Raw genomic sequence first — 24,212 nt, forward strand, 5'->3', positions numbered from 1 at the left:
TTAATATGTTATAATATGCGTAAAAAGAATGTTTAATTAAGGAGGCGAACTTGTTGAAACAATTACCGCGTGTTCTCGGGAGACCTCGCCATGATGAAAATGCGAAACCTACAAAAGATATTGTCCTTGAAACGGCCACAAGACTTTTTATTAAAGAGGGCTACAAAAATATTTCAATGGATGATGTAGCAAAGGCTTGTAACGTAACAAAGGCGACTGTCTATTACTACTACCCAACTAAAGGGGATTTATATACATCTGCTTTAATCGCTATGATGGATCGTATCAAGCTATCTATTCTACAAATTTTAGAGCAGCCTAAACCATTTAAAGAACGACTCGAACAGCTCGTTGAAGTTCATTTATCAGCCACGATTGATATTGATATGAAAAATTTTATGAAAGAGGCTACCATCAATCTTTCGGAAACGCAGCTGAGACAAGTTCAAGCATCCGAAAATGGTATGTATCAAACAATAGAGCAGTCTATGCAAGAAGAGATGGAAAAGGGCACAATTCGAAAAGGAAATGCAAAGTTTTTCGCTCATAACTTTATGGCATTAATGACTGTAGGGTATTTTAAAGATGGCGATGGTAAAACTTTGCTAGGCTCAGTAGATGTGGCGGCAAAGGAAGTAACAAATTTCTTCTGGCTTTCTGTTGAAAAACGTTAACATAAAATAGGTTTTTAAAAGGAGTTATCTCATTTATTTGGGATACTTCTTTTTTAGTGATGTAAGTCACAGACAATTAGAGCGATTCTTTATTATAGTGGGGGTGTGGCCTAGAAAGTAGTGGAACATCGTAAATCAAAAAGAAACTATATTAGCCTAAAACTAGGGACAACAGTGTAATGGGGGAATGATAATGACAATTATATCAATCCAAGCGATGCTTGAAGAAAAGACTAAACATATTGGTAAATTAGGGAGTATCGCTGGTGCAGATATTTTGAACATTCAATTGCGTGCAGGTGAAAAAATTGCTGAGCATCATGCGGACAATGAAGTGCTAATTATTGTTCAATTTGGTGAAGCTCGCTTTATCGTTGAAGGTGTGGAGGGAATTTTGACACAAGATACAATTTTAGCTTTAAAACCATCTGAAAAGCACAGCTTAGAAGCAATTACAGACGTTTGTGTTATTGTAATTAAATTAAAATAAAGACAAGCTCCTACTTTATATGGAGCTTTTTATATGCTCATTTTTGAAGAACTATAATTTTATGTGGTGACAGCCGTGCAACGATAGAGATGCCTTGTAGAAGCTGATTATGCTTCATAAACGTTTGATACAACAGTTGCACAAGCCCAGCTTTCTGCTCTTATAGAGGAGACGGAAAATCATTAGAGTGAAGCTATTTCTAAAGAAATGAGTGAAAGACTTGCTTCCTTTATTCTAAAATCTACTTCGTTAGCCAAGAGTGATACATTTCTATTGACACTAACAAAAAAGATTTAACTTCCTTAATGAATACTACTAGAGAAACCTGAAGCCGTCGATTATCTGCTTTCCAAAAAGAAGGGGATATAGAGATGACAGGAAAAAGAATGTTCATTAAAAATTATATGCATTGGAAAATTTATTATAGCAAGACAGTTAATAGTTGATGAAATCAATGAATTTTGAAAAGATTGTCGAAATTGTGATATAGCTCATTGAAATAATGTACAAACAGTCTTATAATGAAGGTTGTAATGTCACCAAGACAAGATAAGGATGGTATTATGATGCGCTTTTTGCGATTTAAAGTAAACATTGTAATAACAAGTCATACGAATCGCTATCCAGCCCTTGTGACTGGTGATTGTGTAGGATATACGCTGTAACGACTGTTAAGTTTTACCTTAATGGTCTTTTTTACATGTAAGTAATAAAAAATAGTACTAGTGATGGCAAAGGAGAGTTCAAAATGTCAGAAACGAATAACCAAACACAGGCTGAACAAGTAACTGTGAGTAAAGAGCAATTAGATGTACTAGATCAATTATTAAAGCCTGAAGTTCAAGAATCACTTACAACTTTAGTTGAGCAATTACCGAAGTTAACTGAAATGATGACATTATTAACGAAATCATATGAGTTTGCTCAAGCTGTTGCAACAGACGAAGTGCTTAAAAACGATACTGTTGGAGCAGTAACAGAAATCGCTGGTCCTGTAGTTGGCTCTGCGAAAAACCTTGCAGCAACTGCAATTGAAGCGAAAGACCGTGCATCTGAAAGCCATGAAGTAATTGGTTTATTCGGTCTTGTGAAAATGTTAAAAGACCCTCAAGTTCAAAATGTTTTCCGTTTTGTTAATGCTTTCTTACAAGTAAGCTCAGAACGCAAAGCCAAATAAGACTAAAGGTAAATTCAATTCGTAAGGACGGAGGATTAATTAATCATGTCAAAAGAAATCGTCATCTTAGGTGCAGGTTACGCTGGCGTTTTAACTGCATTAACAGCACGTAAGTATCTATCAGCTGATGAAGCTAAAATCACTGTAGTAAACCAATTCCCAACACACCAAATTATCACTGAGCTTCACCGTTTAGCTGGTGGTACAATTGCAGAAGGTGCTGTTGCATTACCACTTAAAAAAATCTTTAAAGGTTTAGATATTGACCTACACATTGCGAAAGTATCCAAATTTAATGTTGATACTAAAAAAGTTGATCTAGATAATGGTTATACATTAACTTACGACACACTTGTAGTATCTTTAGGTAGCCAAACAGGATTCTTTGGTATCCCAGGATTAGAAGAAAACTCTATGGTTCTTAAATCAGTAAATGATGCCAATAAAATCAACAAACATATTGAAGACCGCATTAAAGCATATGCACAATCTAAAGATGAAGCAGATGCAACAATCGTTATTGGTGGTGGCGGTTTAACAGGTGTTGAGCTTGTTGGTGAAATCGTGGACAACTTCCCGAAAATCGCTGCAAAACATGGTGTTAATTTTGCTGATCTTAAAATTAAACTTGTTGAAGCTGGTCCAAAAATCTTGCCAGTTCTTCCAGATACACTTATCCAACGCGCTACTGAAAGCTTAACTAAACGTGGCGTAGAATTTATTACAGGTACACCAGTAACAGGTGTTGACGGCAACGTTATTTCTTTAAAAGATCGTGAACCAATTGTTGCAAATACACTTGTTTGGACAGGTGGGGTAGCTCCACTTCCAATCGTAGGCGAATCAGGTCTAGCTGCTGATCGTGGCAAAGCAACGATTAATGAATTCTTACAATCTACATCTCACGAAGATGTCTTTGTTATTGGTGATGCATCTGTTGCCCTACCAGCTGATGGAGGTCGTCCACTATACGCTCCAACAGCACAAGTTGCATGGCAAATGGGTGAATGTGCTGGTTATAATGTATTTGCACAATACAAAAACCAAGACATGAAAGCATTCTCAGCTGTAAACTCTGGCACACTTGCAAGCTTAGGTCGTAAAGATGCTGTTGCTACAATTGGTGCAAGCAACACAGAGCTTAAAGGCCTTCCTGCAACATTAATGAAAGAAGCTTCTAATATTCGTTACTTAACACATATTAAAGCTTTGTTTGGTTTAGCCTATTAAAAAACAAAACACTCACTGCTATCACGCTATGTCGTTGTTAGTAGTGAGTGTTTGTTTTTTTCTTAAAATGTATATTAATTACTTTAAATCCAGTAAAATAAATACATATTCATATTCTATTTTCTGAGGTGATGGCTGTGTTAACAATGTTTCGATCAAAAAAAGTAGATATAGAGCAATTTAAGGCTAAAATTGATGAACTGAATGCAAAGCTGGATAAGAAAGATCATGATTTTCAAATTTTTTTAAATGAGTTACATAAGGAAATCATTGAAACTATTGAACAACATAACAAGGTAAATGACCAGCATACTATTTTAGGAGAAATGGTCGCAGATATTGTAGGAGAGTTTAATAAAGTGGAGGATAGCACAATTCAATCCAATAAAATTTCTGAAAATGCCCTAGATAAAGGCAATTTATTAATCTCTTCCTCGGATCAAATGATGACATTATCGGTTGAAAGTAAGCAGGCTGTTCAGGAGGTAGAGCATTTGATTGATGCGTTAGGAGAGCAGTCTCAAAAAACATCTTTAAGCATGAGTAATTTAAGTGAGCGCTCAAAGCAAATAGCGGAAATAGTAAATGTTATTGGAGAAATATCAAATCAAACCAATTTATTAGCTTTGAATGCATCTATTGAGGCAGCAAGAGCAGGGGAGCATGGTAAAGGCTTTTCGGTTGTTGCCGAGGAAGTTCGCAAATTAGCTGAAAATACGAAAACAAGCACAGAAGATATTGCTAATTTAACAAAGAAAATAGAAGAACAAATTGGACTTGCTTACGAGGATAATAAAAATAATATGCAGCTAGTAACAGAAGGCATTGATAAAAGTGCTAAAACATCAGTGAAAATTGATCAATTGCTGCATATTATGACAAATGTTCAAACGGGAATAAATGAGCTATTAGCTTCCATTAAAGATCAGAAGCTATCAAACGAAGACGTTATGCATAAATTTAATAGGACGACAGCCTTATTTGATGAAACAAATCGCGTTCTAACAAGCCATATTGATGAATCAGAAATTGTAACAAAAAAATTATTAGAGGCAGTTGATCAAGTAAAGCATTTTCCAACTGAAAGATAGATAATCTAACTTAAATTCTATGGAAATTTAATAAGCAAGAACCCTGCATAGCGGCAACTTTTCAACTTCTTAGTGACTACTACAGGGTTCATTTAATTATTTCAAGTCGCCAACTTTTTCTTTTAATGCGGCTAATTGATCTGGATAGTTTTTTTCAGTTATTTCATTCCACAATTCAGCATCTTTAATTCCACATCTTTCGGGAATAAAGACTGGGTCAAGCCCCATCTTCTTTTGCTCTTCATAATCTCTTAATGTAGCTATACCTGGCTTTGTTAATAAGATAATAGCAATTAGGTTTAACCATGCAAGTGTACCTACACCGATATCAGCAAGATTCCAAGCAGTTGATGAGGAACGAATCGTTCCAAAAAAGATAGAAATCACTAGTAGTACTTTTACGACAATAGCAATAGTAGCAAAGTTTTTATTGTTTCTAAATAAGTAAGCAACATTACTTTCCGTGTATACCCCAAAAGCAAGCATAGTAGTTATTGCAAAGAAAAATACAGCGATAGCAACAAAAGGACTTCCTAAACCAGGAATGAATGAGTTAATTGCTTCTTGTGCGAATGCAGTACCTGCTTCAACTCCTGGTAGATTCTCAACCAAAAATCCCCCATTAGGATGGGCAATATTGTAACTGCCTGTGGAGATGATCATAATGGCTGTAGCTGTACAAACAAGTAGTGTATCTACATAGACCGAGAATGCTTGGACAAGCCCTTGTTTAGCAGGATGAGATACTTCTGCGGTACCAGCTGCCTGTGCTCCGGTACCTTGACCTGCTTCATTTGAATAAGCCCCTCTTTTTACTCCCCACATAATTGCATTTCCAAAAACAGCACCGAATGCAGCATTTAAATTAAAGGCAGAGCTGAAAATTAAAGCAAATATTGCAGGTACCTCTTTTATATTGATAAATAAAATAATAAATGCAAGAAGTATGTAAGCAGTTGCCATAAATGGTACTGCATATTCTGCAACTTTTCCAACCCTTTTAATACCGCCAAAAATAGCAAATCCAAATATTGCTGAAACAATAATACCTGTAATTATTGGTGAAATCCCGAATGCATTTTTTGTAGAATCAGCAATATTAAAGGCTTGAACACCTGAGCCAGTGAAACCAGTTGCTATAATTGTAGCGATAGCAAATAATATAGCAAATGGCTTATTTTTTAACCCTTTCTCAATATAGTATGCTGGCCCTCCACGATACTCTCCTGCGATTTCTTGTTTCCAAACCTGAGCTAACGAGGACTCAATATAGGCAGCACCAGCTCCTAAAAAGGCTATAACCCACATCCAAAAGATAGCACCTGGTCCTCCAAAATAAATTGCAGTAGCTACACCAGCTATATTCCCAATACCGACACGTCCACCCAATGCCATTGCAAAGCTTTGAAAAGATGAAACGCCATTTGCCGAAGTTTTTCTATTAAATAATTGTTTAATCATATCTTTGAAGAGACGCACCTGTGGAAACTTCATAATAAGCGAAAAGTAAACGCCAGCTCCTAAGCAAAGATAAACTAATGCATTACTCCAGATAATCCCTGCTATTTTACCAGTTAAAGCGGCAAAATCCATATAACAACCTCTTTCTATTTTGTACTGTGTCATCTTAGATTATTAGGTAACAATTCAAATGAAAGGATATGAAAGCTACTTTGAATGAAGTTTCTTTTTACTTAAAATAAACTTTTAATCAATGTATCAATCATAATTGGCATCTCTTTAAACGCACTATCCACATGCAATCGCTCTGTTTTTTGATGGGCATCCTTACCAAATGGTCCGACATTTAATACAGGACCTTGTAATGCTGCCATCTCTTTGAATGGAATATGGTACGTATCGCCCCATACAGGTGTGTTCCGTTCAAATGCTAGCCACTCATTGGATGCATCTGAATAGTTGACATAGCTTAAATCACAAATTCCGTTAAAGTAGTGGATCTGCTCCACCTCAATATCAAATGTTTGAGCTGTTTGCTTCATTAATTCAATCGACTGTTTCACTAATGGGTGATTGGATGAATTAATGGCTGGATAGTAAGGGGGTGCATATAGCAGGACTGTGGCAGGTGCTAATTCCTGACAGCGAATCATGAGCTGATCCACAATACGAATGGATTTTTCACGATCATCCCATACACGATGCTGCTGAACCTGCTGCTTAATCGCTTGTACTTCCTCAGCCCCTAATTTACGGATCGCATGCTCCAATAATGCCTCGTAGCGTAAGACCTTTACCTTGCCCACACCCTGCACATTTTCTCTTGTACAAATGTCTTGATAGTGCGCATTGCAAGCAGCCATTGCCTGTAACGCAACTTCCTCAAAAATAGCCATTACCTCTGCCGCTGTCCGTTTTAACAAAAAGACATTGTAAAGTGCCGCCGCACGGTATGGTGTTTGTGTAGAATACTCCATTTTTAAATCTTTTAATTGTAGAGAAACAGGTAGTGGTGTACTTTCACCTAAATCTGTTTCACGGAAAAGGGGATTCCACTCCATATGCTGTGTCATATAGGAAGCGATAAAGGGAGCCGTCATCCCTTTTAATGGCTCACCAACATGTGTCTCTTTTCCGTAGAACAAAGCAGCAGGCATGATTTTACCAATTGTACCTGAATAAATATATTCATTCGTATCCGATGGCCCTTGTGAAAACGATGGCTCACTATTTAAAAATAATTTATAAGTTAAACCGTGCTGTTCCCGCAGTCTCACCAGTTCCACAACAGCCGCTCTCATACCAGCAGAGTTGACTTCCTCATCAGGAACCGTCGTTAAAATCAAATTAATCGGCCATTGCTCTAAGCTTGCCTTTTCGATCAACTGCATGTGTAAGGCAAGACCCATTTTCATATCCATTGTGCCGCGACCAAATAAATAATTCCCAGACGCCAAATCAATCCGAGCTGCCTCTGGTAAATCTTTTAGGTATTTAGGTTCCATTAGCTTTTTCGTTAGTTCTTCTGGATAAAAGGCTAACGGCTCTAGTTCACCATATTCCTCCGTATGCACGGTATCGAAGTGACTGATTAACACAACGGTTTCTGTTGCCGTTGGATGCTTATAGAAGGCTGTCACTGCATTTCTGCCAAGCCCTGCATCATGTAATTCAATCAAGTCTGGATGCTTTTCAAAGTATGGAAGCGTTAACAATTTATCTTTTAAGCGAAAGGCAAATTTATTTTCGCCCGCCGTTAATGTTCGGCTTTCCCAGCTCACAAGTTCACATAATAGGGCACGTAGTTTTTCGGGTGTATCCCACATAAAAGTATTCATAATTTTTGCTCCTTTTGATAGTTAAGTATTTTATTTTTCAAGCTGATGTATTTTTATTGTTTTTTCACTATATGAAATTAAATCTGCATAGTGGAATATAAATTCATCGTAAATGCAAAACAACAAATTGTCAATTTGAATTTTTATGAATACTCGTAATTTTCCACACTAATTGAGTGGAACTATGTATATATTTCATGTAGCATCTATTTATATGCATAAAAATTAGTTAAAATAAAATGAAACTATATTCAAAAGCAGGGCTACATGTAAAAAATTGAAGGTACATAAAAATTTGATAATTTGCATGAATTTTAATTTCATAATGATCCTAGTCAAAGCTAACTAGATCTATAAAAACCTTAAGATAGTTCATATGGGGAAATGAAAGGGAGTAATTGTAATGATTCAATCAATCGAAAGAGCTATGTTAGTTATAAATATACTGGCGAAGCATCCGAAGCGTTTTTTTACTGTGCAAGAAATTTTTAATGAAACAGACTTGCCTACTAGCACAATTTACAGATTATTATATACATTAGAAAGTTTTGATTTAGTAGAGAGAAATGATAATAAAAAAGAATTTCGATTAGGGTATACATGGTTGCAACTTGGCATGAAAATGTATCATGAGACGGATATTAGAGAAAAAGCACATCCTCTATTAGAAAACCTTGCATATAATGTTCGCGAAACAATCTATTTAAGTATTGCGAAACAGTTTGCATCCATTATTATTGATCGAATTGATAGTCCTAAAAATGTCCGTATTATTGATATGATTGGTGAAAAAATCCCGTATCCTATAGGAGCTCCAAATAAAGTATTGCTTGCGTTTTCTAAAAGCGAAGTACAGCAACAATTTTTCCAACAACTTGAGGAGCCTGAGAAAGAAAAATTGATAGAGAGCCTCAATGATGTAAGAGAAAAAGGCATTGCCATAAGCGTTGGAGAAAAAACAAAGGGGACAGTATCCATAGCAGCTCCTATATTTGATTCAAATAAACAAATAATTGCAGCCATTAGTGCAGAGTGCTTTGAATATGATACAGATGCTGAAAAATTAGAAAGTATAACACAGGAAGTCATTAAAACGGCACAGCAACTATCCTTTGAATTAGGGTATATATAAAATTGCTTATTTCGATAAAAAACCATCTAGTGTCAGTAATTAGTAGACATTAGATGGTTAAATTTTGTATGAAAAGTGAGATTACTGTTGCTTGCTACTTATCAACCTTTTATAATAGTGGCTTTTCGAAGGTTTCATATTTAGCCATAGTAGAATGACAGCTACAAATGCCATCATAAAGGATGCACTAATGACAACTGAGCGTATAGTAATCCATTCAGCGAAAACCCCAAAAATAGTAGTAAAAATAATAATAAAAAGGGCTTCAAAAAATCCATAAATACTTCCTATTCTACCCATGCTCTCAGAAGGAATATTATTTTGATAAAATGTATAAAATCCTGTATTCGCAAAGGCGGTAGCAAAGGATAATACAAAGCAACCTAAAGCAGCTATAAGAAAGGAAAAGGAGGATGTAAATATTAAATAGCCCAATGCTGTTACGAGAGACCCCATACCTATTAACCAAGAAGTTGGTATTTTTTCAACAATAACAGAGTTGGTTAGCGAGCCAATTAAAACACCTACCCCTGCGATACTGACTAAAATACCATATTCTCCTTCGGATAAAGCTAATATTTGTGTTGCAAAGGCAGCCTCCAAAGAATCAGTAGCTGTCATCAAGATGATGATAGCACTAAACAACAAATAGACAACCATCACATAGGAATTTTTTAAGCTAAAGCGTATGACCATTTGCCAATCCTGAAGCAATACGCGATAAAGAGATGTTTTTCCTGTACGATTAACAAATTTTTCAAGGGCTTCAATATTTGGCATTTTGAACGTTATACAGGCTGATAGAAATAAAGCAATCGCGTTTAAATATATGGCCATATGGGGTGTTCCGACTGTGAATAAGAAACCTGCGATTGCTGGCCCAGTTAGAAATGCACCAGAGTCAAGTAAGCTGCGTAATGAATTAAAGCGTTTCCTTTGATCGATAGGAATTAACTTAGTGATATAAGTCATAGATGTCGGCTGATACATAGAGCTAGCTGCTGTAATGAGAAAAACAAGGACATACATCCACAAGAGGCTTGTAAAGCAGGGGAGTATGACAATGAGTATAGATTGAATCATATTTAGAATAATCATTAGCTTTTTCTTATTAAAACGATCGATTAGGCTCCCTGACCAAAAATTAGTGAACAAGGAGGAGATCGCTCTTACAATATACAATCCAGAGACAGCCAGAGCAGATTCTGTGAGGTTTAACACAATTAAATTTAAGGCGATAAAATAAACCCATTCGCCAACACTGGAAACACCAATACTACATAATAGGATGGCAGGATAGCGCCAGCTTTCTAAAGCTTTTCTCATATAAATTCCTCCTTAAGCAAAGTGACGATTTGCAAAATAAAAAACCCCACCCCCAAGACGATTAGTCTTAGGGACGAGGTTGTAGAATTTATATACTCACGTGGTGCCACCCTAGTTCACTATTATGTCACCATAATAGCCTTTTCAGTACGGCATAAAGCCTATGCTTATACTGTAACTCTATAACGGGAGTTCCCGTCGCACCATCATTCAAACAAAATCCAATGCGCTACTCCGAGGCTTGTTTCAATAATTCGTTCTTACTCGTTTTCAGCAATCCGAGCTCTCTGGGAAGAACAGCCTTATTTACTCTTCTCTTCAATGTATTTTCGCTAGTGTAACATATGTACATAATTCTGGTAAATAGTACTATAAAAATTTAACTAATTATTTTGTAGAAAGATTTTTAATTGTGTGATAAGCGACTGGCAAAGCTGTATAGATAAAACAGCATTCAAAGGATTTTCAAGTGAATGATTAAGGTCCTCCAAAACAGCAAGCTGAAGGGTAGCAAGTTGGGCTAGCTTCTCCTGTGAATAATGAGGGTCAGCTGTACCAATTGCCAAAAATGCATGCTTGTCTAATAGATTTATCATTGTATGTTGAAGTGAAAGTAATGGGGTGAAAAGTACATAACGAGCAGGGATAGAAGAGGTCTGCTGCATATAATAATCGACAATAGGCATAGTACCTAGAGATTTTCCTAGATAAACGACTTCTCTATAAGACTTTGATTGCAAGCTGTTCTCTACAATCGGGTTGGCAACATGATAGACCATTTTTGATATGGCTTGGGAGTCCTGTTCGAATTGCTGTTGCTCAAATGTATAATTGATTTGGACGACATCATAGCCAAGTTCTAGCATTAATGCTGTAGAATAATAAAGTATAGGTTTATCATAGGTATAGCCCGTGCCAGAGAGCATAAAACATATCTTATCGCTTTTTCTATCAAAAAAGTTGTAGGATATACCATTATACATGGCTTGCTTAGGTTTGATTTTCATGAATATTCCTCCATCATTTCTATATATAGTATATAATTTTACTATAGCAAGGAGGGAGAAATTTATGAAGGCTATTATTATCAATGAATTTGGTACATCTGATGTTTTAACATTTATTGATTGTCCAAAACCGATTATTTCTGAGGGAGAAGTCTTAATACGGACAACCTATACAAGCGTAAATTTCGCAGATCTTAAAAATCGCACAGGTAATAAAGCTAAAGCAAATTTTCCGATGGTTCTTGGTTTAGATGTTGCAGGGGTAATTGAAGAAGTTTTTAATGATAGCAGTGGTTTTCAAAAGGGTGACCAAGTTATCGCCTTCCCGAAAAACGGTGCTTATGCAGAATTTGTTGTAGCAAAGGAACAACTAGTTTTTAAAATTCCTAGTGGTTTACCAATCGAGAAGGTAGCAGCTGTACCGACTGTTTTATTTTTATCCTATATGTTAACACATCAAATAGCAGCAATTGGTCAGCAAGATGCTGTCTTAATTCATGCTGCTTCTGGTGGGGTAGGGACAATGCTTGTCCAAATGGCAAAAAGGCTTGGAGCTAAACAGATTATAGGTACGGTAAGTAATTTAGAAAAAGCCCCAATCGTTTACCAGCTTGGTGCGGATCATGTACTTACATATGATCAATTTAGTACAAATGTCAATGAACTTACAAAGGGTCGGGGTGTTGATATTGTGTACGATTCCATTGCAGGAGCTATCACCGAGGAGAGTTTAAATTGCTTAGCGCCTTATGGCACTCTTGTCCAATTCGGGAATAGTGGAGGCAGAGCAGGAAATATAAAAACAGCAGATTTACACAGTAGCTGCCGTAATATAAAAGGATTTAGCTTAGGTACGACAAGAGCTTTGAAGCCAGAACTGTTACAACAGGTGGCGCAGGATATTTTCTCTTTAGTAAACGAAGACAGTTTTCAGGTGCCAATTGCAAAAGTATTTGCCTTAGAGGAAATGAAAAAGGCTCATGAATTTATGGAAAGTCGTCAGCATCAAGGAAAAATACTTATTAAAATATAAAGCACAAAAAAGATGACACCCATATTTGGAGTGTCATCTTTTGTCGATCAACAATCTAGTTCAGTAAGTTTTTCATAAATACGTCTTTTACGATAAAGCATAATACCAGTTTCGGCTACATCCTGAATCATGCCTTTATTAGCATAGGCTCCAAAAACCATCCCTGCAATAGGGATCATTTGAAACAGCTTTTTCCAGCCTAGCTGATCACGATATGTGTAAAATACTTCCTGCCATCCTTGAAGCTGAGAAATCATGTTATCTGAAGCCTTTTTTGAGCTATTCATAGTAGAAAGCTCCTGTAAGATTGCTTCTTTACCAACAATATCAGCAGAGGTAAATTGTAGACATTTTACAATAAAAATACGTTCCATTTTATCGTTCGGATCATAGCCATGTATAATTGCTATTTCTTGCAAAGTTTTAAGTGCAGTCCCTAAAATCATTGGAATATCAATAGCTAAAGTAAAGATGCCACCAAAGCCAGTAGAGGCTCCTTGTACAGTAGCAAATTTCACACGTTCATTTTGTAATTTATCACTGAGGGAGATCATGTCCTCTAAAGGAATTTGACCAATATCAGATATAGTTATTATATGCTGTGTGGAAGAATGGTCACGAATTTTTTGTATCATGGCTTGTTCATTGATTAAATACTTTCCACCGGACTGAATATAATTGCCTAGTTCATCTACCAATAAGGCAATTTTATTTTGAAGAAAGGCAGGTGTCATTTTATCTAATAATTTAAATGGTATTCTACCTAATTTCTCCCAAAACCATAAATCTTTTTGATCTTTTTCCCACACCTGAATCTCTTGTAAATGCTGCTCTAATAATTCTCGATTCTCCATTATTGTCTTATCCCCTTATGTGTCCATTTAACTTTAAATACGAAAAAAACTATTTAAAGTTTCGCTTTATTTAAATGAGATTTCGACAAACTAATGAATCACATGCTATTGCCAAACGGATGCAAGGAGTGCAACTCCTTCATTTATTTGCTGAAGTGTCAGTCCACCATACCCTATAATGATCAGTTTTTCATTTGTTCCGTTCTGATAGGAGGTAGAGCATGGATAGACTTGAACCCCTACCTCTTGAGCAAGCTGGATCGCTCTACTCTCGGTAAGATGTTGTGGTAGCTTGATGACTATATGAAGTCCAGATTTTTCACCGATTACTTGAAATTCATTTGAAAAATTTGTAGAGATGGCAGTCAATAATACTTGCAGCTTTTTACGATAGATTGTTCGCATTTTTGCCAAATGCTTATCGAATAGACCTTGTGCAAGAAAGTCTGCTAAGACAAGCTGATCTACTTTGGAGACAACCGATTTTTGCTCAGAATGAAAAGTCATAAACGGCACTACTAGAGACTTTGGAAGGATCATATAACTAATGCGTAATGATGGAAGCAATGTTTTCGAAAATGTTCCGAAATAAATGACACGCTGAAGCTGATCCATTTTTGCTAAAGATGGGATTGGTAGCCCCTTATAACGAAATTCAGAATCATAATCATCTTCAATAATAAGACCCGCGTTCGAGTTAGCCCATTGTAACAATGCCACTCTTCTTTCTATGGTCATAATCATGCCTAATGGAAATTGATGTGCAGGTGTTGTGTATAACATGTGAATCGGTGTTGAAGGGAGTGTAACCCCTGAATAGTCCACAGGAATCGCCTCTGTGGATAATCCACATTGCTGTAAAACGGCACGCACTCTTTTAAATCCTGGCTCCTCTAATCCAACGCGTGTCGCAGACCCAAGAAAATGACAAAGAGCCTGAAGCTGACTTTGTGTACCACTATAAATAAATACCTGTGAAGCATCACAACTAACCCCACGAGAACGCCCTACATAGCGGGCAATCTCTGTGCGTAAAGTTGTCTCTCCCTCCCAAGGGCTTGTTGATAAGTTGTAACTATTAAAATGCTTTTTTATAAGCTTGTGCCAAGCAGCATAGGGAAAAGCCTCGTTGTCCACATGTCCATTTGTAAAATCAAATTGTATATTGTTAGGGATATTAATACTTGGAACAGATACATGCTGGGGTACTTGCTGTAGCCAATCAAATTCAAAGGGCGCAATAAAATAACCAGAACGCTCTTTACTATAAATATAGCCTTCTGCAAGTAACTGTTCATAGGCTTCCTTGATGGTGTGTACACTCACATTCAATGTTAGGGCGAGAGCTCGCTTAGAAGGTAGTTGTTCATGAGCAAGTATTTTTTTAGTGATAATAGCATGCTTTATTTCTTCATAGATTTGAATGTATTTCGCTAGATTGCCTGTAAATATAATGGAAAGCTCCACATGATTGCCTCCTCCTCTGGTATGGTTGATTTTTTAGTAATTGGTTATATATATCATATCAATTTTACCGTTAAATAAGTAAAAAGGAGTGAAGTGTAATGGAATTTATAACATTGGAAAACGAAATGGTTAAACTAAAACCTTTAGAATTAAGCGATTTACCAGGAATTTTAGAGACAGGAAGTTATCCAGAAATTTGGTCCCATATGTCCACAACGATAGAAAAAAAGGAGGATGTAAATAAATTTATGGAAAACGCATTAAAGGCAAAAAACGAAAAAACAGAATTTCCATTTGTAATTGTGGATAAACAATCAGGGGACATTATCGGGTCTACACGTTTTATGGATATTGATGACAAGCATCAGCGATTAGAAATTGGCTATACATGGCTAACACCCGCATACTGGCGTACAGCTATTAATACTAATTGTAAGTACTTGCTATTACGATACTCTTTTGAACATCTTCATTTACAACGGGTACAAATAAAAACAGATCATGATAATATCCGTTCTCAAAAGGCCATTGAGCGAATTGGTGCTACAAAAGAGGGAATATTGCGTAACCATATGATTCGCAAGGATGGGACAACTAGGCATACTGTTATGTATAGCATCACAATAGAAGAATGGCCACAGGTGAAAAAGCATTTAGAAAGGATGTTAGTTCAATTAGGATAGTTGTAGGTATAAAAAGGAATTTATATAATCCATAAAACCTTTTTTTCTTATAAAAAGTGTCAAAAAATAAAGGGGAGGGTAGAGTAGAGTACCGAAAAATTGAAAGAGGGTAATCTACTTGAAACCTAAATACACGTTAAGACAAATTTATGGTGAAAATGCTGTGTATACACCAAGAACACCGTATAGTGATAATCCGTGGATGATGGATGATCCTCATAAGCTAGATGCTTTAACCTCAAGAGAAGTTGCTATTGCCGATATCCCCGTGCTAGTACATCGAGCAACACAAACAGAAAAGGCGCAAGAGCTTCATCAATTAGCAGGATTACCATGGGTAGAACAGCCTTATAGTTATGAGACGCAAGAGGAATATCTGGCACAGATCCAAACTTGGTGTAAGGAAGGGAAGACCATTGTATGTCAATATATACATGACCTGGAGCATATGGATCGTCAATGTTATTGGATGGATGCAGAGAAATTTAATGAGTTGAATACAAAAGCTTATATTGATCATTTAATTGATAGCAAATATGTACCAAGTCGTCTAAATGTGGAAACGTATAGACTTTCAGATGCCATTAAAAATTGGCAGCCCCCTGTAGTATTAAAGCCTGGTGATGATTCGCCAACTTCGGGAGGGTATGGCGTTACCATTTGTCATAATAAAGATGAGTTGACGGAGGGTTTACGACAATTTCGCATGACTGGAACTGAAAGTATAATTATTGAGGAGCTTTTACAGACAAAGGACAACTATAGCTGTCAATTTGTTTACTCAGAGGAGCTAGGTATTCAATACTTAGGAGCTTCCCAGCAAATTACGGATGATAAAGGCATTTACGAAGGGAATATCATTGTAGATAAAGTACCCGAAAAAGTAATTGAAGTAGGAAAGCATATTATGGAACGTGGCGTTGAGGAAGGCTTTGTCGGTGTGGCAGGCTTTGATTTGATTGTCACGGAAGCTGGTGATGTTCAAGCAATAGACTTAAATTTTCGACAAAATGGTTCAACTTCTATGCTGATGTTTCATGATGCTTTAGGAAAGCCCATCAATAAATTTAGCTCCTATTCATCACAAAGCCCACATCAGAATGATCACTTCTATCAAACAATTAAGAAATATATAGAACAGGGTATGCTATTTCCTTTATCTTTCTATGATGGTGATTATTTTGAGGAGCCCGTCCCTTCAAGATTTGTTGGTGTATGGTATGCAGATACGCTAGAAGAAATTGAAAAACGAGAGAAAGAATTATTATCTGAAGAAAAGAATGGTCTTTAATCGACCATTCTTTTTTTATAGAAAATTGCTGCTAAAAACCAAGAAATAAGAGACCAAGCTATAATCGTCACCATAGGAATGATCATATCTGTCATGGAGTACTTTCCTTCTAATGCTTCTGCTAAAAGTAATAATTGAGAGCTTGGTAGCCACTCTGCGATCTTTAGAAAAGGGTAGTTAGATGCTAAAGTCAGTGCAAGTGGACCGAAGGAGAAAATAAAGATAACAGGTAAAACGATAATTGAGCCTTCCATAATAGACTTGGCAAATAGTCCACATATTGTTCCAAGTGCAATATAAAATACAGTAGATAATAATAAGGCTATAGATAAGATAACAAGATTGGCAGGTGTGTACCCAACAAGAAAGATAGAAAGTGCGAGTACAATAACGGTCACGATGAGAACAAATAAACTTTTGCCAATTAGAATATCTCCAAGTGAAGCAGGGGAAAGCATAAGGCTGCGTAATGTATTCTTTTCTTTTTCCTCTGCGATTAAACAGCATTGTATATAAGTTGTTACCATAGAGAACGTTATATTGATGGGTAGGAAATAAGCATTGATAGTAGCTGCTCCTGATTTGTTGTATAAAAATGCCAAAATTAGTGGTAGAAGTATCATTGTTGATACGGCATAGTTACGAGAAAATTCTTTATAATCTTTCACTAATATAGCTTGAATGCGTGTCATTGAAATGTTCATACTAAATCACTCCCTGTTATTTGCATAAAAATATCACCCAATGTTGGCTCATTTGTATTAATTCTTGTCACTTCATTGGAATGCATCCATTGATACAGTTTTTCTGCATCTTGTGCACCATTTTGTATAATTTCTTGCATACCATTTTTGAGTTCAACCGTTATGGAATCAGTACCAAATTCCTTTTTTAAGTCCTTTGGTGCACCTATTGCTCGGATTTTCCCCCTATGAAGGAATGCTACACGGTCACAAAGTATCTCTGCTTCGCTCATATCATGAGTAGTTAAAAATATCGTCGTACCCAAGTCATTTAATCTTCGTAAGCCATTATAAATATGCTGCGTATTCACAGGGTCCAAAGCAGAAGTAGGCTCATCTAAAAATAATAGTTCGGGCTTGTGCATAATGGCACGTGCAAGTGTAACACGTTGAATCATTCCTTTGGAAAGCTGACTGATCTTCTTTTTACGTTCTGCATATAAATTGACAAATTCTAAAGCTTCTTTTACAGCAGAATGAGATAGTTGATATAAATTACTATAAAGTAATAAATTCTCTTCAATAGATAGTCTTGTATACAAGCCACTATTATCTGTTAAAATTCCAAAACGTTTACGATTTTGACTTTGCTTCATTATAGATGCTGGTTGCCCAAATAACAGAACCTTGCCTGCTGATTTATCTGTTTGTGCTGTTAATATTTTAATAGTAGTTGTTTTACCAGAACCACTTGGCCCTAAAAAGCCGAATATTTCCCCCTTTTTAATGGTAAAAGAAACATCTTGTAATGCTGTTTCATTATTAAATGTTTTTTTCAAGTTTTGCACTTCAATCACTGCATTCATGTATAAACCTCCTGTTTGTTGTTGATGTCTACACTATAAACAACAAGTAAAAGGGGTACAGTAAAAATGGGGTGAATGGCAGAAAAAAAAGCATGGGAAGAACATTATTGAAGGTGACAGGAGTCGTTTATTTCCTGGGAAATCTACTAAATTCCGAGTATTTCCTTTAAAGTTGCAAGTTTATTTTTCGACAGTGGAACAACTGTCTTTTCTGTACTGTTGAGTGCTAAGCTATAGCTATTGCGTGTCCAAGTAATAATCTCTCGAACTTTTTGTAGATTAACAATATAAGAACGGTGACTTCTAAAAAAGCCGAATGGTGTCAATTTTTGCTCCAGATCGTTTAGTGATAGAGTACATGGATAGGCTTCACCAGCTACATAAATGGACACTTCTCCTTCAACGCTTTCGATATAATCTATTTCCGGTGGATTAAATAAAATAATTTTATCATTTTTCTTTGTTGGGATTTTATCTAGTCGAATGGGTGCATCTTCAAGAGGCTTTGGAGCTTGCTCAAGGCTACCCTCTTTTACGTCTAAAGTATGTAAGTCTACCCCATCTAATCGATATATAGAGGTACCTGCAACCATTAAATCTTCAAGATTATTGGATAATAAAATAATAATTTTATGCTCTTTTGAGAGAATTTTTAATAATTGTTGGATAGTTTGCTTCGAATATTCATCTATATTTTGAAAGGGTTCTTCTATAATTTGAATAGATGTCGGATGTAGGTACATATTCAATAGCTTTAATCGCTGTTTTTCACTATTAGAAAGCTTACTAATTCTATTGTTTTTTTGTTCAGTAAGCTTAAAAAGCTTCAATATATTCTCTGTTTCATTAGTTGGGCGGTTAAAAAGCTTTAAAATGAATTGGATATACTCGCGAGCTGTTAGTCGCTCATATAATGAACTTTCACGAAAAGAAGTATACGTATCATCTCGTTTCATAAACCATTGCATTAATGTATGTATTTTGGAAACATCTGTATAGATGCCTATAATCATGCCAGGTTGTAGAGAAAGATGAAAGCTTGGATAAATAACATTGCCTGCTTCAATATATGGATCAACCTGAATATCAATATTTTGTTCCACGTTTATTCCTCCTATAGCTTGCTAGCTTGTAAAAAGTATTTGATGTTGTTGAGTGCTTGTGAGTGGCTTATCTGACAGTAGTTTGAGTTAGAGTCATCCATAAAGCCATGTAAGCCTTGATATTGTTTGATCTGAACATTCGGTATGCTTGCAAGTGTATCCTTCAATGATTGAACATCAAAGCTATCCTCATGGCTAGGTAAAACAACCAAAGTTGGGCAAGATGGAATGTTATCAAGATATTGGCGGATTCGGGAGCCATACACACAAATGACACGATGTAGAGGGAGGGTAGTTAATCTCCAGGCTAAAGTTGCTCCTACACTATATCCAATTAATATTACCTCATTGTAATTTTCACATGCCTCCAATAATTTTTGTGAAAGCAACTCAAGAGGAGCATCAAAGCCAACTGTCTGTAAGAAAAAGTCATAGGCTTGTTTTTCCTGCTTATATGGAAAGGAAAGTCCTTCTGGATAAAGTGAAATAAGGGAAACAGCAGTGTCCTCATCGCCGTATACTTGTATTTGTTCTTCAATAAAAGGATTAACTCCATAGATTTCATGTAAGATAAAAATTTTTCTTTTCATTGTGTCCTCTAATACCTTTTTTCCAATAGTGTATCAAAAAGTAAGTAAAACGTATAATCTGCTTTTAGAATGAACAGTGAAAAGCATAATGATGAATACTTTTTTGCACAAATACATAAGATTATTTTTCAGTATTTTTTATACTAATTACATAAATGAAAATGTTAATAAATGGTGACCAAATCTGTTAGTAATATCTCGATTTGGTATAATTTTATTTGATAATGATTATCATTATCGTATAATGGGGTTAAGGAGGATTTTCCAAAGCAATATTTACAATTAGACATTTACGATTGAGCTGTCATGTAGTATGAGTTAGTCCAATTGTTGAGATAGTAATGACCAAATGAAAGGTGTGTTAGGAATTGTTAGAACAAGAATTGTATGATGTAACCATTATTGGTGGTGGGCCAGCCGGTTTATATTCCAGCTTTTATTGTGGTTTACGTGAAATGAAAACCAAGCTAATTGAATCACAACCACAGCTAGGCGGTAAAATTCATGTTTATCCAGAGAAAATGATTTGGGATGTTGGAGGTGTAACGCCTATTTCTGGGGGACAACTAATTAAACAATTAGTTGAGCAAGCCTTAACCTTTAATCCTTCTATTTATACAAATGAAAAAGTGCTGTCCATTGCTAAAAATGAAGATGGAATTTTTGTCATCGCAGCAGAGTCAGGGAATATTCATTACTCCAAAACAGTTATCGTTGCTATTGGTGGTGGCATTCTAAACCCTCAAAAAATTGAAATTGAGGGGGCTGAACGCTTTGAAGTATCTAATTTAAATTACACAATTAAATCCTATGAAAAATTTAAAGATAAAACAGTTATTATTTCTGGTGGTGGTAACACAGCGGTAGACTGGGCATTAGAATTAATGGAGGTAGCATCCAAGGTCTATTTAACTTATCGAAAAGATACATTGTCTGCACATGAGGCTCAAATTACAGAGCTTGCAAATAGTTCGATCGAATGCCATTTCAATTCTGAAATAACTAAGCTGATGGCAGACGATCAAGCAGGAATGATTAAAGCTATTGCTTTAACAAATCATGAAACAGGAACTGTAACAGAAATTCCTATTGATGAAGTGGTTATTAGTCATGGGTATGTGCGTGATAAAGAATTGTTAGATAATAGTCCATTAGCCATTGAGCGCAAAAATGATTATTTTATCGCTGGTACGATTAATAGTGTATCATCGATCCCAGGCCTTTATGCTGCGGGTGATATTTTGAGCCATGATGGTAAAATTCATTTAATTGCAGCAGCCTTTCATGATGCACTTCATGCAGTGAATAGTGCGAAGAAGTATATTCAACCTGATGCTTCTGAGGGAGGTATTGTTTCCTCACATAATGACATTTTCAAACAACGTAATCGTAAGCTATTACAGGAAAGTTTAAAATAATCAATTTTAGGAGCACTAATATATTGTTGGTGTTCCTTTCTTTTTGTCTTGATGTATATATTTTAGAAGAAATACTTCTAATGGACTGTCCATATAAAAAAGTAAACATATCGCTGTTTATGGAGTATATATAAGAAAATTACACAGAGAATATGATTGTAATGGATATCGCGAAACATTTTAATAAAGAACCTATCGATTTGAGAAAAAATGAGTGTTCGTCAAATGCTTATCTCACGGATGTGACTACTCAAAAATCTAAAATATACCTGAGAAACTCTCATTTATCCATTAAAGAGTTTGCTAAAAAAATCTACAAGACAATTCCGTAAATATATGAATTATCAAATACCTAATGAAAAATAACTTTCATTAGGTGTTTTTCATCTAGAAAGAACATAGCTTTTCCTTTTTTGGACACCCTAAACTAGAAAAAATGACATGGGGTGATGATCATGAAAATAGAAAGGTCGTCCGAGTGGGAAGAGGGCTTTATCGATCGATTAAATCATCTTGAAAAATGGGATAGCTGGACATTGTACAAGATGAACTATGATATTGTGAAAATGAAACTAATTCCTGATTTTACAGGATTGCAGGCTACAAAGTATTTACCTAATTTACAACCTTTGAGACACCAGTTAGAAGCAGCCGAAACAGTTATTGAACGTATGAATGGGAAAGCTATTTTAGCTGATGAGGTGGGGCTGGGTAAAACAATTGAAGCGGGCTTAATCTTAAAGGAATACCTTATTCGAGGGCTTGTGAAGAGAGCATTAATTTTGGCACCTGCTTCTTTAATTAATCAGTGGATTGAAGAGTTAAACATAAAATTTCATATTCCTGCCGTTGCATATAAAAAAAATTGCCCGATAGAGCGCTATGATGTCCTCATTATGAGTATGGATACGGCAAAAAAGAGTCCGCATAGAGAGCGCATTTATGAGCAGGATTATGACATGATAATTATTGATGAGGCACATAAATTAAAAAATAATAAAACACAAATTTACGAGTTTGTACAAGGCTTAAAGAAAAAGTTCTGCTTATTATTAACTGCCACACCTATTCAAAATGATATCTTTGAATTGTATTATTTAATCTCCTTATTAAAGCCTGGACATCTAGGTAACTATGACGCCTTCCAATCGGCTTTCTCTGCTAGCAAGCATGATTTAGAGCATGATGATTATTTAAAAGAGTTGGTTAATCAGGTAATGGTCAGAAATCGTAGGGAAGATACGGGGATTGATTGGACAAATCGTCGTGTTCAAATTGTGCCGATTACATTTACGAACGAAGAAAGAGAAGTTTACGAAATGCTTGGCAACCTTCAAAACACAGGGTCATTTTCATTAATTACGTTGCAAAAAGAAATGTGTAGTAGCAAGGAAGCTACAGCCTTAACATTAACGAATATGCTAGAGGATCATGTGCAACCACACGAAATTGAAGCGATTATTACTAAATTAATGACCTTGGAAGTGAATTCAAAGGCGGAAAAGACATTGGAAATTGTTAAGCAAGCGAATGACAAGGTTATTATTTTTACAGAATATCGTGCTACGCAAATATATTTGCAATGGTACTTACATTCTAATGGCATATCAAGTGTGCTGTTTAATGGGAAATTTAATAAAAGTAAACGAGATTATATGAAGCACCTATTTAAAGAAAGAGCCCAGGTGCTCATCGCTACCGAGGCAGGAGGAGAGGGGATAAACCTTCAATTTTGTCATCATGTAATCAACTATGATTTACCTTGGAATCCAATGAAGCTAGAGCAACGTATTGGCCGTGTCCATCGTTTGGGACAGGAGCATGATGTCCATATTTATAACCTTGCCATTGAACATACAATTGAAGAGAAAATCTTGGAATTGCTTCATACAAAGATTGATGTGTTCGAGAAGGTGGTTGGCGATTTAGATGCTATTTTAACAAACTTTAAAGAATCTGTATAAGGGTAGGGAGGTGCAGCTATGTATCCGCAGCAAGTTCACCACTATTTAAAGGAATTTTTTATGGAGAATGACTGTGCAATTTTAGGAGAAGAGAATCATTATCTAACCGTTCAATTAACGATAGACATAGATAAAAGAATTATGAATAGGCCATTTTATTGGCAATATGTTGAAGCAACAAATAGTGAACCAAACCCAGCGCAAGTAACCTTCATTACAAATCAAACGGCAATGGTTGGTAACCTATTTGGGGAAGCTATTCATTACGGCTCACCACGTTTAAATCAGATATTTTTAGCTACAAGAGAACTAGGAGCCTATGTTCAATTGTTTGAAAAAGTGGATCGTGATATGGGGCAGGTTATTTTAACGCCCTGGTTAGGTGTTAACTTTAAAGTTTCGTATTGCTGTGATCGTACAAAAGAAATGCTTTACTCATTTGGCATTAATTTATTGACTGGCGTCATCAAGGAGGATTTTCATGAAACGATTTGTTCTTCGGACTTTAACATAGAACCTGAAGAAAATGTATTTCATGTGCAATATATTATTAAGCCTGCCAGAGCACTGGAAAGATTGAAAGCTACAATTGAGTCAATTATTGAGCAGGATGATCATTCTTGGGCAATGGAAGCACAAAAACGATGGCAACGTGATCAACGTGTATTAGATTATTTTTATGAGGATATAGAGGAAAAACCAGAGTGTTATGAAATTGAAAGAAAAGCATTGGAGGAGCAATATGAAGCAAAAATTAAAATAGAAGTCATTAATGGGGGATTATTTTATCTCTTTTAAATGAGGAGCTGTCTGACAAAGGGACAGCTCTTTTTT

23 protein-coding genes and 1 other annotated feature are annotated in these 24,212 nt (G+C 35.9%); of the genes, 13 read left to right on the forward strand and 10 right to left on the reverse strand.

Annotated elements, in window-relative coordinates:
- Positions 1 to 53: 53 nt before the first annotated feature.
- The 6 genes from LCP48_RS01965 to LCP48_RS01985 all read left to right on the forward strand — a co-directional run bounded on the left by LCP48_RS01965 (position 54) and on the right by LCP48_RS01985 (position 4,662).
- Complete coding sequence (locus LCP48_RS01965) at positions 54 to 674, forward strand: TetR/AcrR family transcriptional regulator (protein ID WP_004227749.1); 621 nt, start codon at positions 54 to 56, stop codon at positions 672 to 674.
- A gap of 193 nt (positions 675 to 867) precedes the next feature.
- Positions 868 to 1,164 (forward strand): cupin domain-containing protein, encoded by a 297-nt coding sequence (locus LCP48_RS01970; RefSeq protein ID WP_004227751.1) that lies wholly within the window; start codon positions 868 to 870, stop codon positions 1,162 to 1,164.
- A 533-nt stretch (positions 1,165 to 1,697) separates the two neighbouring features.
- Positions 1,698 to 1,829 (forward strand): hypothetical protein, encoded by a 132-nt coding sequence (locus tag LCP48_RS23285; RefSeq protein WP_009373326.1) that lies wholly within the window; start codon positions 1,698 to 1,700, stop codon positions 1,827 to 1,829.
- An 83-nt stretch (positions 1,830 to 1,912) separates the two neighbouring features.
- A complete protein-coding gene (locus tag LCP48_RS01975) occupies positions 1,913 to 2,341 on the forward strand; it encodes a helical membrane plugin domain-containing protein (protein ID WP_004227758.1) in 429 nt (142 codons plus the stop codon).
- Between the two features lie 45 nt (positions 2,342 to 2,386).
- On the forward strand, positions 2,387 to 3,571 hold the full coding sequence (locus LCP48_RS01980) for an NAD(P)/FAD-dependent oxidoreductase (protein WP_004227760.1): 1,185 nt from the start codon (positions 2,387 to 2,389) through the stop codon (positions 3,569 to 3,571).
- 131 nt (positions 3,572 to 3,702) lie between these two features.
- Positions 3,703 to 4,662 (forward strand): methyl-accepting chemotaxis protein, encoded by a 960-nt coding sequence (locus tag LCP48_RS01985; RefSeq protein WP_004227762.1) that lies wholly within the window; start codon positions 3,703 to 3,705, stop codon positions 4,660 to 4,662.
- Between the two features lie 96 nt (positions 4,663 to 4,758).
- Here LCP48_RS01985 and LCP48_RS01990 read toward each other — a convergent pair whose 3' ends face one another.
- Together LCP48_RS01990 and LCP48_RS01995 are read right to left on the reverse strand one after the other, a co-directional pair.
- Complete coding sequence (locus LCP48_RS01990) at positions 4,759 to 6,255, reverse strand: alanine/glycine:cation symporter family protein (RefSeq protein WP_004227764.1); 1,497 nt, start codon at positions 6,253 to 6,255, stop codon at positions 4,759 to 4,761.
- Positions 6,256 to 6,356: 101 nt separating this feature from the next.
- Positions 6,357 to 7,961 (reverse strand): M20/M25/M40 family metallo-hydrolase, encoded by a 1,605-nt coding sequence (locus LCP48_RS01995; protein WP_225340618.1) that lies wholly within the window; start codon positions 7,959 to 7,961, stop codon positions 6,357 to 6,359.
- A 403-nt stretch (positions 7,962 to 8,364) separates the two neighbouring features.
- Between LCP48_RS01995 and LCP48_RS02000 the strand changes: the two genes are divergently transcribed.
- Positions 8,365 to 9,093, forward strand: a complete 729-nt coding sequence (locus LCP48_RS02000) for an IclR family transcriptional regulator (RefSeq protein ID WP_009373710.1) — start codon at positions 8,365 to 8,367, stop codon at positions 9,091 to 9,093.
- An 81-nt stretch (positions 9,094 to 9,174) separates the two neighbouring features.
- Here LCP48_RS02000 and LCP48_RS02005 read toward each other — a convergent pair whose 3' ends face one another.
- Positions 9,175 to 10,419, reverse strand: coding sequence for an MFS transporter (locus tag LCP48_RS02005; protein WP_225340619.1), 1,245 nt, complete (start codon positions 10,417 to 10,419; stop codon positions 9,175 to 9,177).
- Positions 10,420 to 10,485: 66 nt separating this feature from the next.
- Positions 10,486 to 10,750, reverse strand: a binding site (T-box leader).
- Positions 10,751 to 10,802: 52 nt separating this feature from the next.
- Positions 10,803 to 11,426, reverse strand: coding sequence for a hypothetical protein (locus LCP48_RS02010; protein ID WP_004229871.1), 624 nt, complete (start codon positions 11,424 to 11,426; stop codon positions 10,803 to 10,805).
- 64 nt (positions 11,427 to 11,490) lie between these two features.
- On the opposite strand from LCP48_RS02010, the gene LCP48_RS02015 reads away from it, so the two are divergent.
- Positions 11,491 to 12,459 carry a quinone oxidoreductase family protein gene (locus LCP48_RS02015; RefSeq protein ID WP_202342972.1) on the forward strand — a complete coding sequence of 323 codons (969 nt, stop codon included), beginning with the start codon at positions 11,491 to 11,493 and terminating at the stop codon, positions 12,457 to 12,459.
- Positions 12,460 to 12,506: 47 nt separating this feature from the next.
- Here the strand turns inward: LCP48_RS02015 and LCP48_RS02020 are convergent, their stop codons facing one another.
- Positions 12,507 to 13,313 (reverse strand): EcsC family protein, encoded by an 807-nt coding sequence (locus LCP48_RS02020; RefSeq protein WP_009373716.1) that lies wholly within the window; start codon positions 13,311 to 13,313, stop codon positions 12,507 to 12,509.
- A gap of 105 nt (positions 13,314 to 13,418) precedes the next feature.
- Complete coding sequence (gene pdxR / locus LCP48_RS02025) at positions 13,419 to 14,780, reverse strand: MocR-like pyridoxine biosynthesis transcription factor PdxR (RefSeq protein ID WP_004229860.1); 1,362 nt, start codon at positions 14,778 to 14,780, stop codon at positions 13,419 to 13,421.
- Positions 14,781 to 14,878: 98 nt separating this feature from the next.
- On the opposite strand from pdxR, the gene LCP48_RS02030 reads away from it, so the two are divergent.
- Both LCP48_RS02030 and ldmS read left to right on the forward strand, forming a co-directional pair.
- Entirely contained in the window at positions 14,879 to 15,463 is a 585-nt protein-coding gene (locus LCP48_RS02030) for a GNAT family N-acetyltransferase (RefSeq protein WP_004229859.1), read from the forward strand.
- A 118-nt stretch (positions 15,464 to 15,581) separates the two neighbouring features.
- Complete coding sequence (ldmS, locus tag LCP48_RS02035; protein WP_216485292.1) at positions 15,582 to 16,754, forward strand: L-aspartate--L-methionine ligase LdmS; 1,173 nt, start codon at positions 15,582 to 15,584, stop codon at positions 16,752 to 16,754.
- Here ldmS and LCP48_RS02040 read toward each other — a convergent pair.
- The 4 genes from LCP48_RS02040 to LCP48_RS02055 all read right to left on the reverse strand — a co-directional run bounded on the left by LCP48_RS02040 (position 16,751) and on the right by LCP48_RS02055 (position 19,996).
- Entirely contained in the window at positions 16,751 to 17,458 is a 708-nt protein-coding gene (locus tag LCP48_RS02040; RefSeq protein ID WP_004229855.1) for an ABC transporter permease, read from the reverse strand. The two genes, ldmS and LCP48_RS02040, sit on opposite strands and share 4 nt — an antisense overlap.
- Positions 17,455 to 18,303: an ABC transporter ATP-binding protein gene (locus LCP48_RS02045; RefSeq protein WP_004229854.1), complete on the reverse strand. Its 849-nt coding sequence runs from the start codon at positions 18,301 to 18,303 to the stop codon at positions 17,455 to 17,457. The genes LCP48_RS02040 and LCP48_RS02045 overlap by 4 nt, the downstream gene beginning before the upstream one ends.
- Before the next feature lie 146 nt (positions 18,304 to 18,449).
- Positions 18,450 to 19,406: a LytTR family transcriptional regulator DNA-binding domain-containing protein gene (locus tag LCP48_RS02050; RefSeq protein ID WP_009373724.1), complete on the reverse strand. Its 957-nt coding sequence runs from the start codon at positions 19,404 to 19,406 to the stop codon at positions 18,450 to 18,452.
- A gap of 11 nt (positions 19,407 to 19,417) precedes the next feature.
- The gene (locus LCP48_RS02055; protein WP_009373726.1) at positions 19,418 to 19,996 is read right to left on the reverse strand and encodes a dienelactone hydrolase family protein; all 579 of its coding nucleotides are present in this window, start codon (positions 19,994 to 19,996) and stop codon (positions 19,418 to 19,420) included.
- Positions 19,997 to 20,364: 368 nt separating this feature from the next.
- On the opposite strand from LCP48_RS02055, the gene LCP48_RS02060 reads away from it, so the two are divergent.
- The 3 genes from LCP48_RS02060 to LCP48_RS02070 all read left to right on the forward strand — a co-directional run bounded on the left by LCP48_RS02060 (position 20,365) and on the right by LCP48_RS02070 (position 24,176).
- Positions 20,365 to 21,414 (forward strand): NAD(P)/FAD-dependent oxidoreductase, encoded by a 1,050-nt coding sequence (locus LCP48_RS02060; protein WP_009373728.1) that lies wholly within the window; start codon positions 20,365 to 20,367, stop codon positions 21,412 to 21,414.
- A 449-nt stretch (positions 21,415 to 21,863) separates the two neighbouring features.
- The gene (locus tag LCP48_RS02065) at positions 21,864 to 23,378 is read left to right on the forward strand and encodes a DEAD/DEAH box helicase (protein WP_036219543.1); all 1,515 of its coding nucleotides are present in this window, start codon (positions 21,864 to 21,866) and stop codon (positions 23,376 to 23,378) included.
- 18 nt (positions 23,379 to 23,396) lie between these two features.
- Positions 23,397 to 24,176 (forward strand): YqhG family protein, encoded by a 780-nt coding sequence (locus LCP48_RS02070; RefSeq protein ID WP_004229840.1) that lies wholly within the window; start codon positions 23,397 to 23,399, stop codon positions 24,174 to 24,176.
- Positions 24,177 to 24,212 lie beyond the last annotated feature (36 nt).

The organism is Lysinibacillus capsici (assembly GCF_020217405.1).
Classification (GTDB): domain Bacteria; phylum Bacillota; class Bacilli; order Bacillales_A; family Planococcaceae; genus Lysinibacillus; species Lysinibacillus capsici.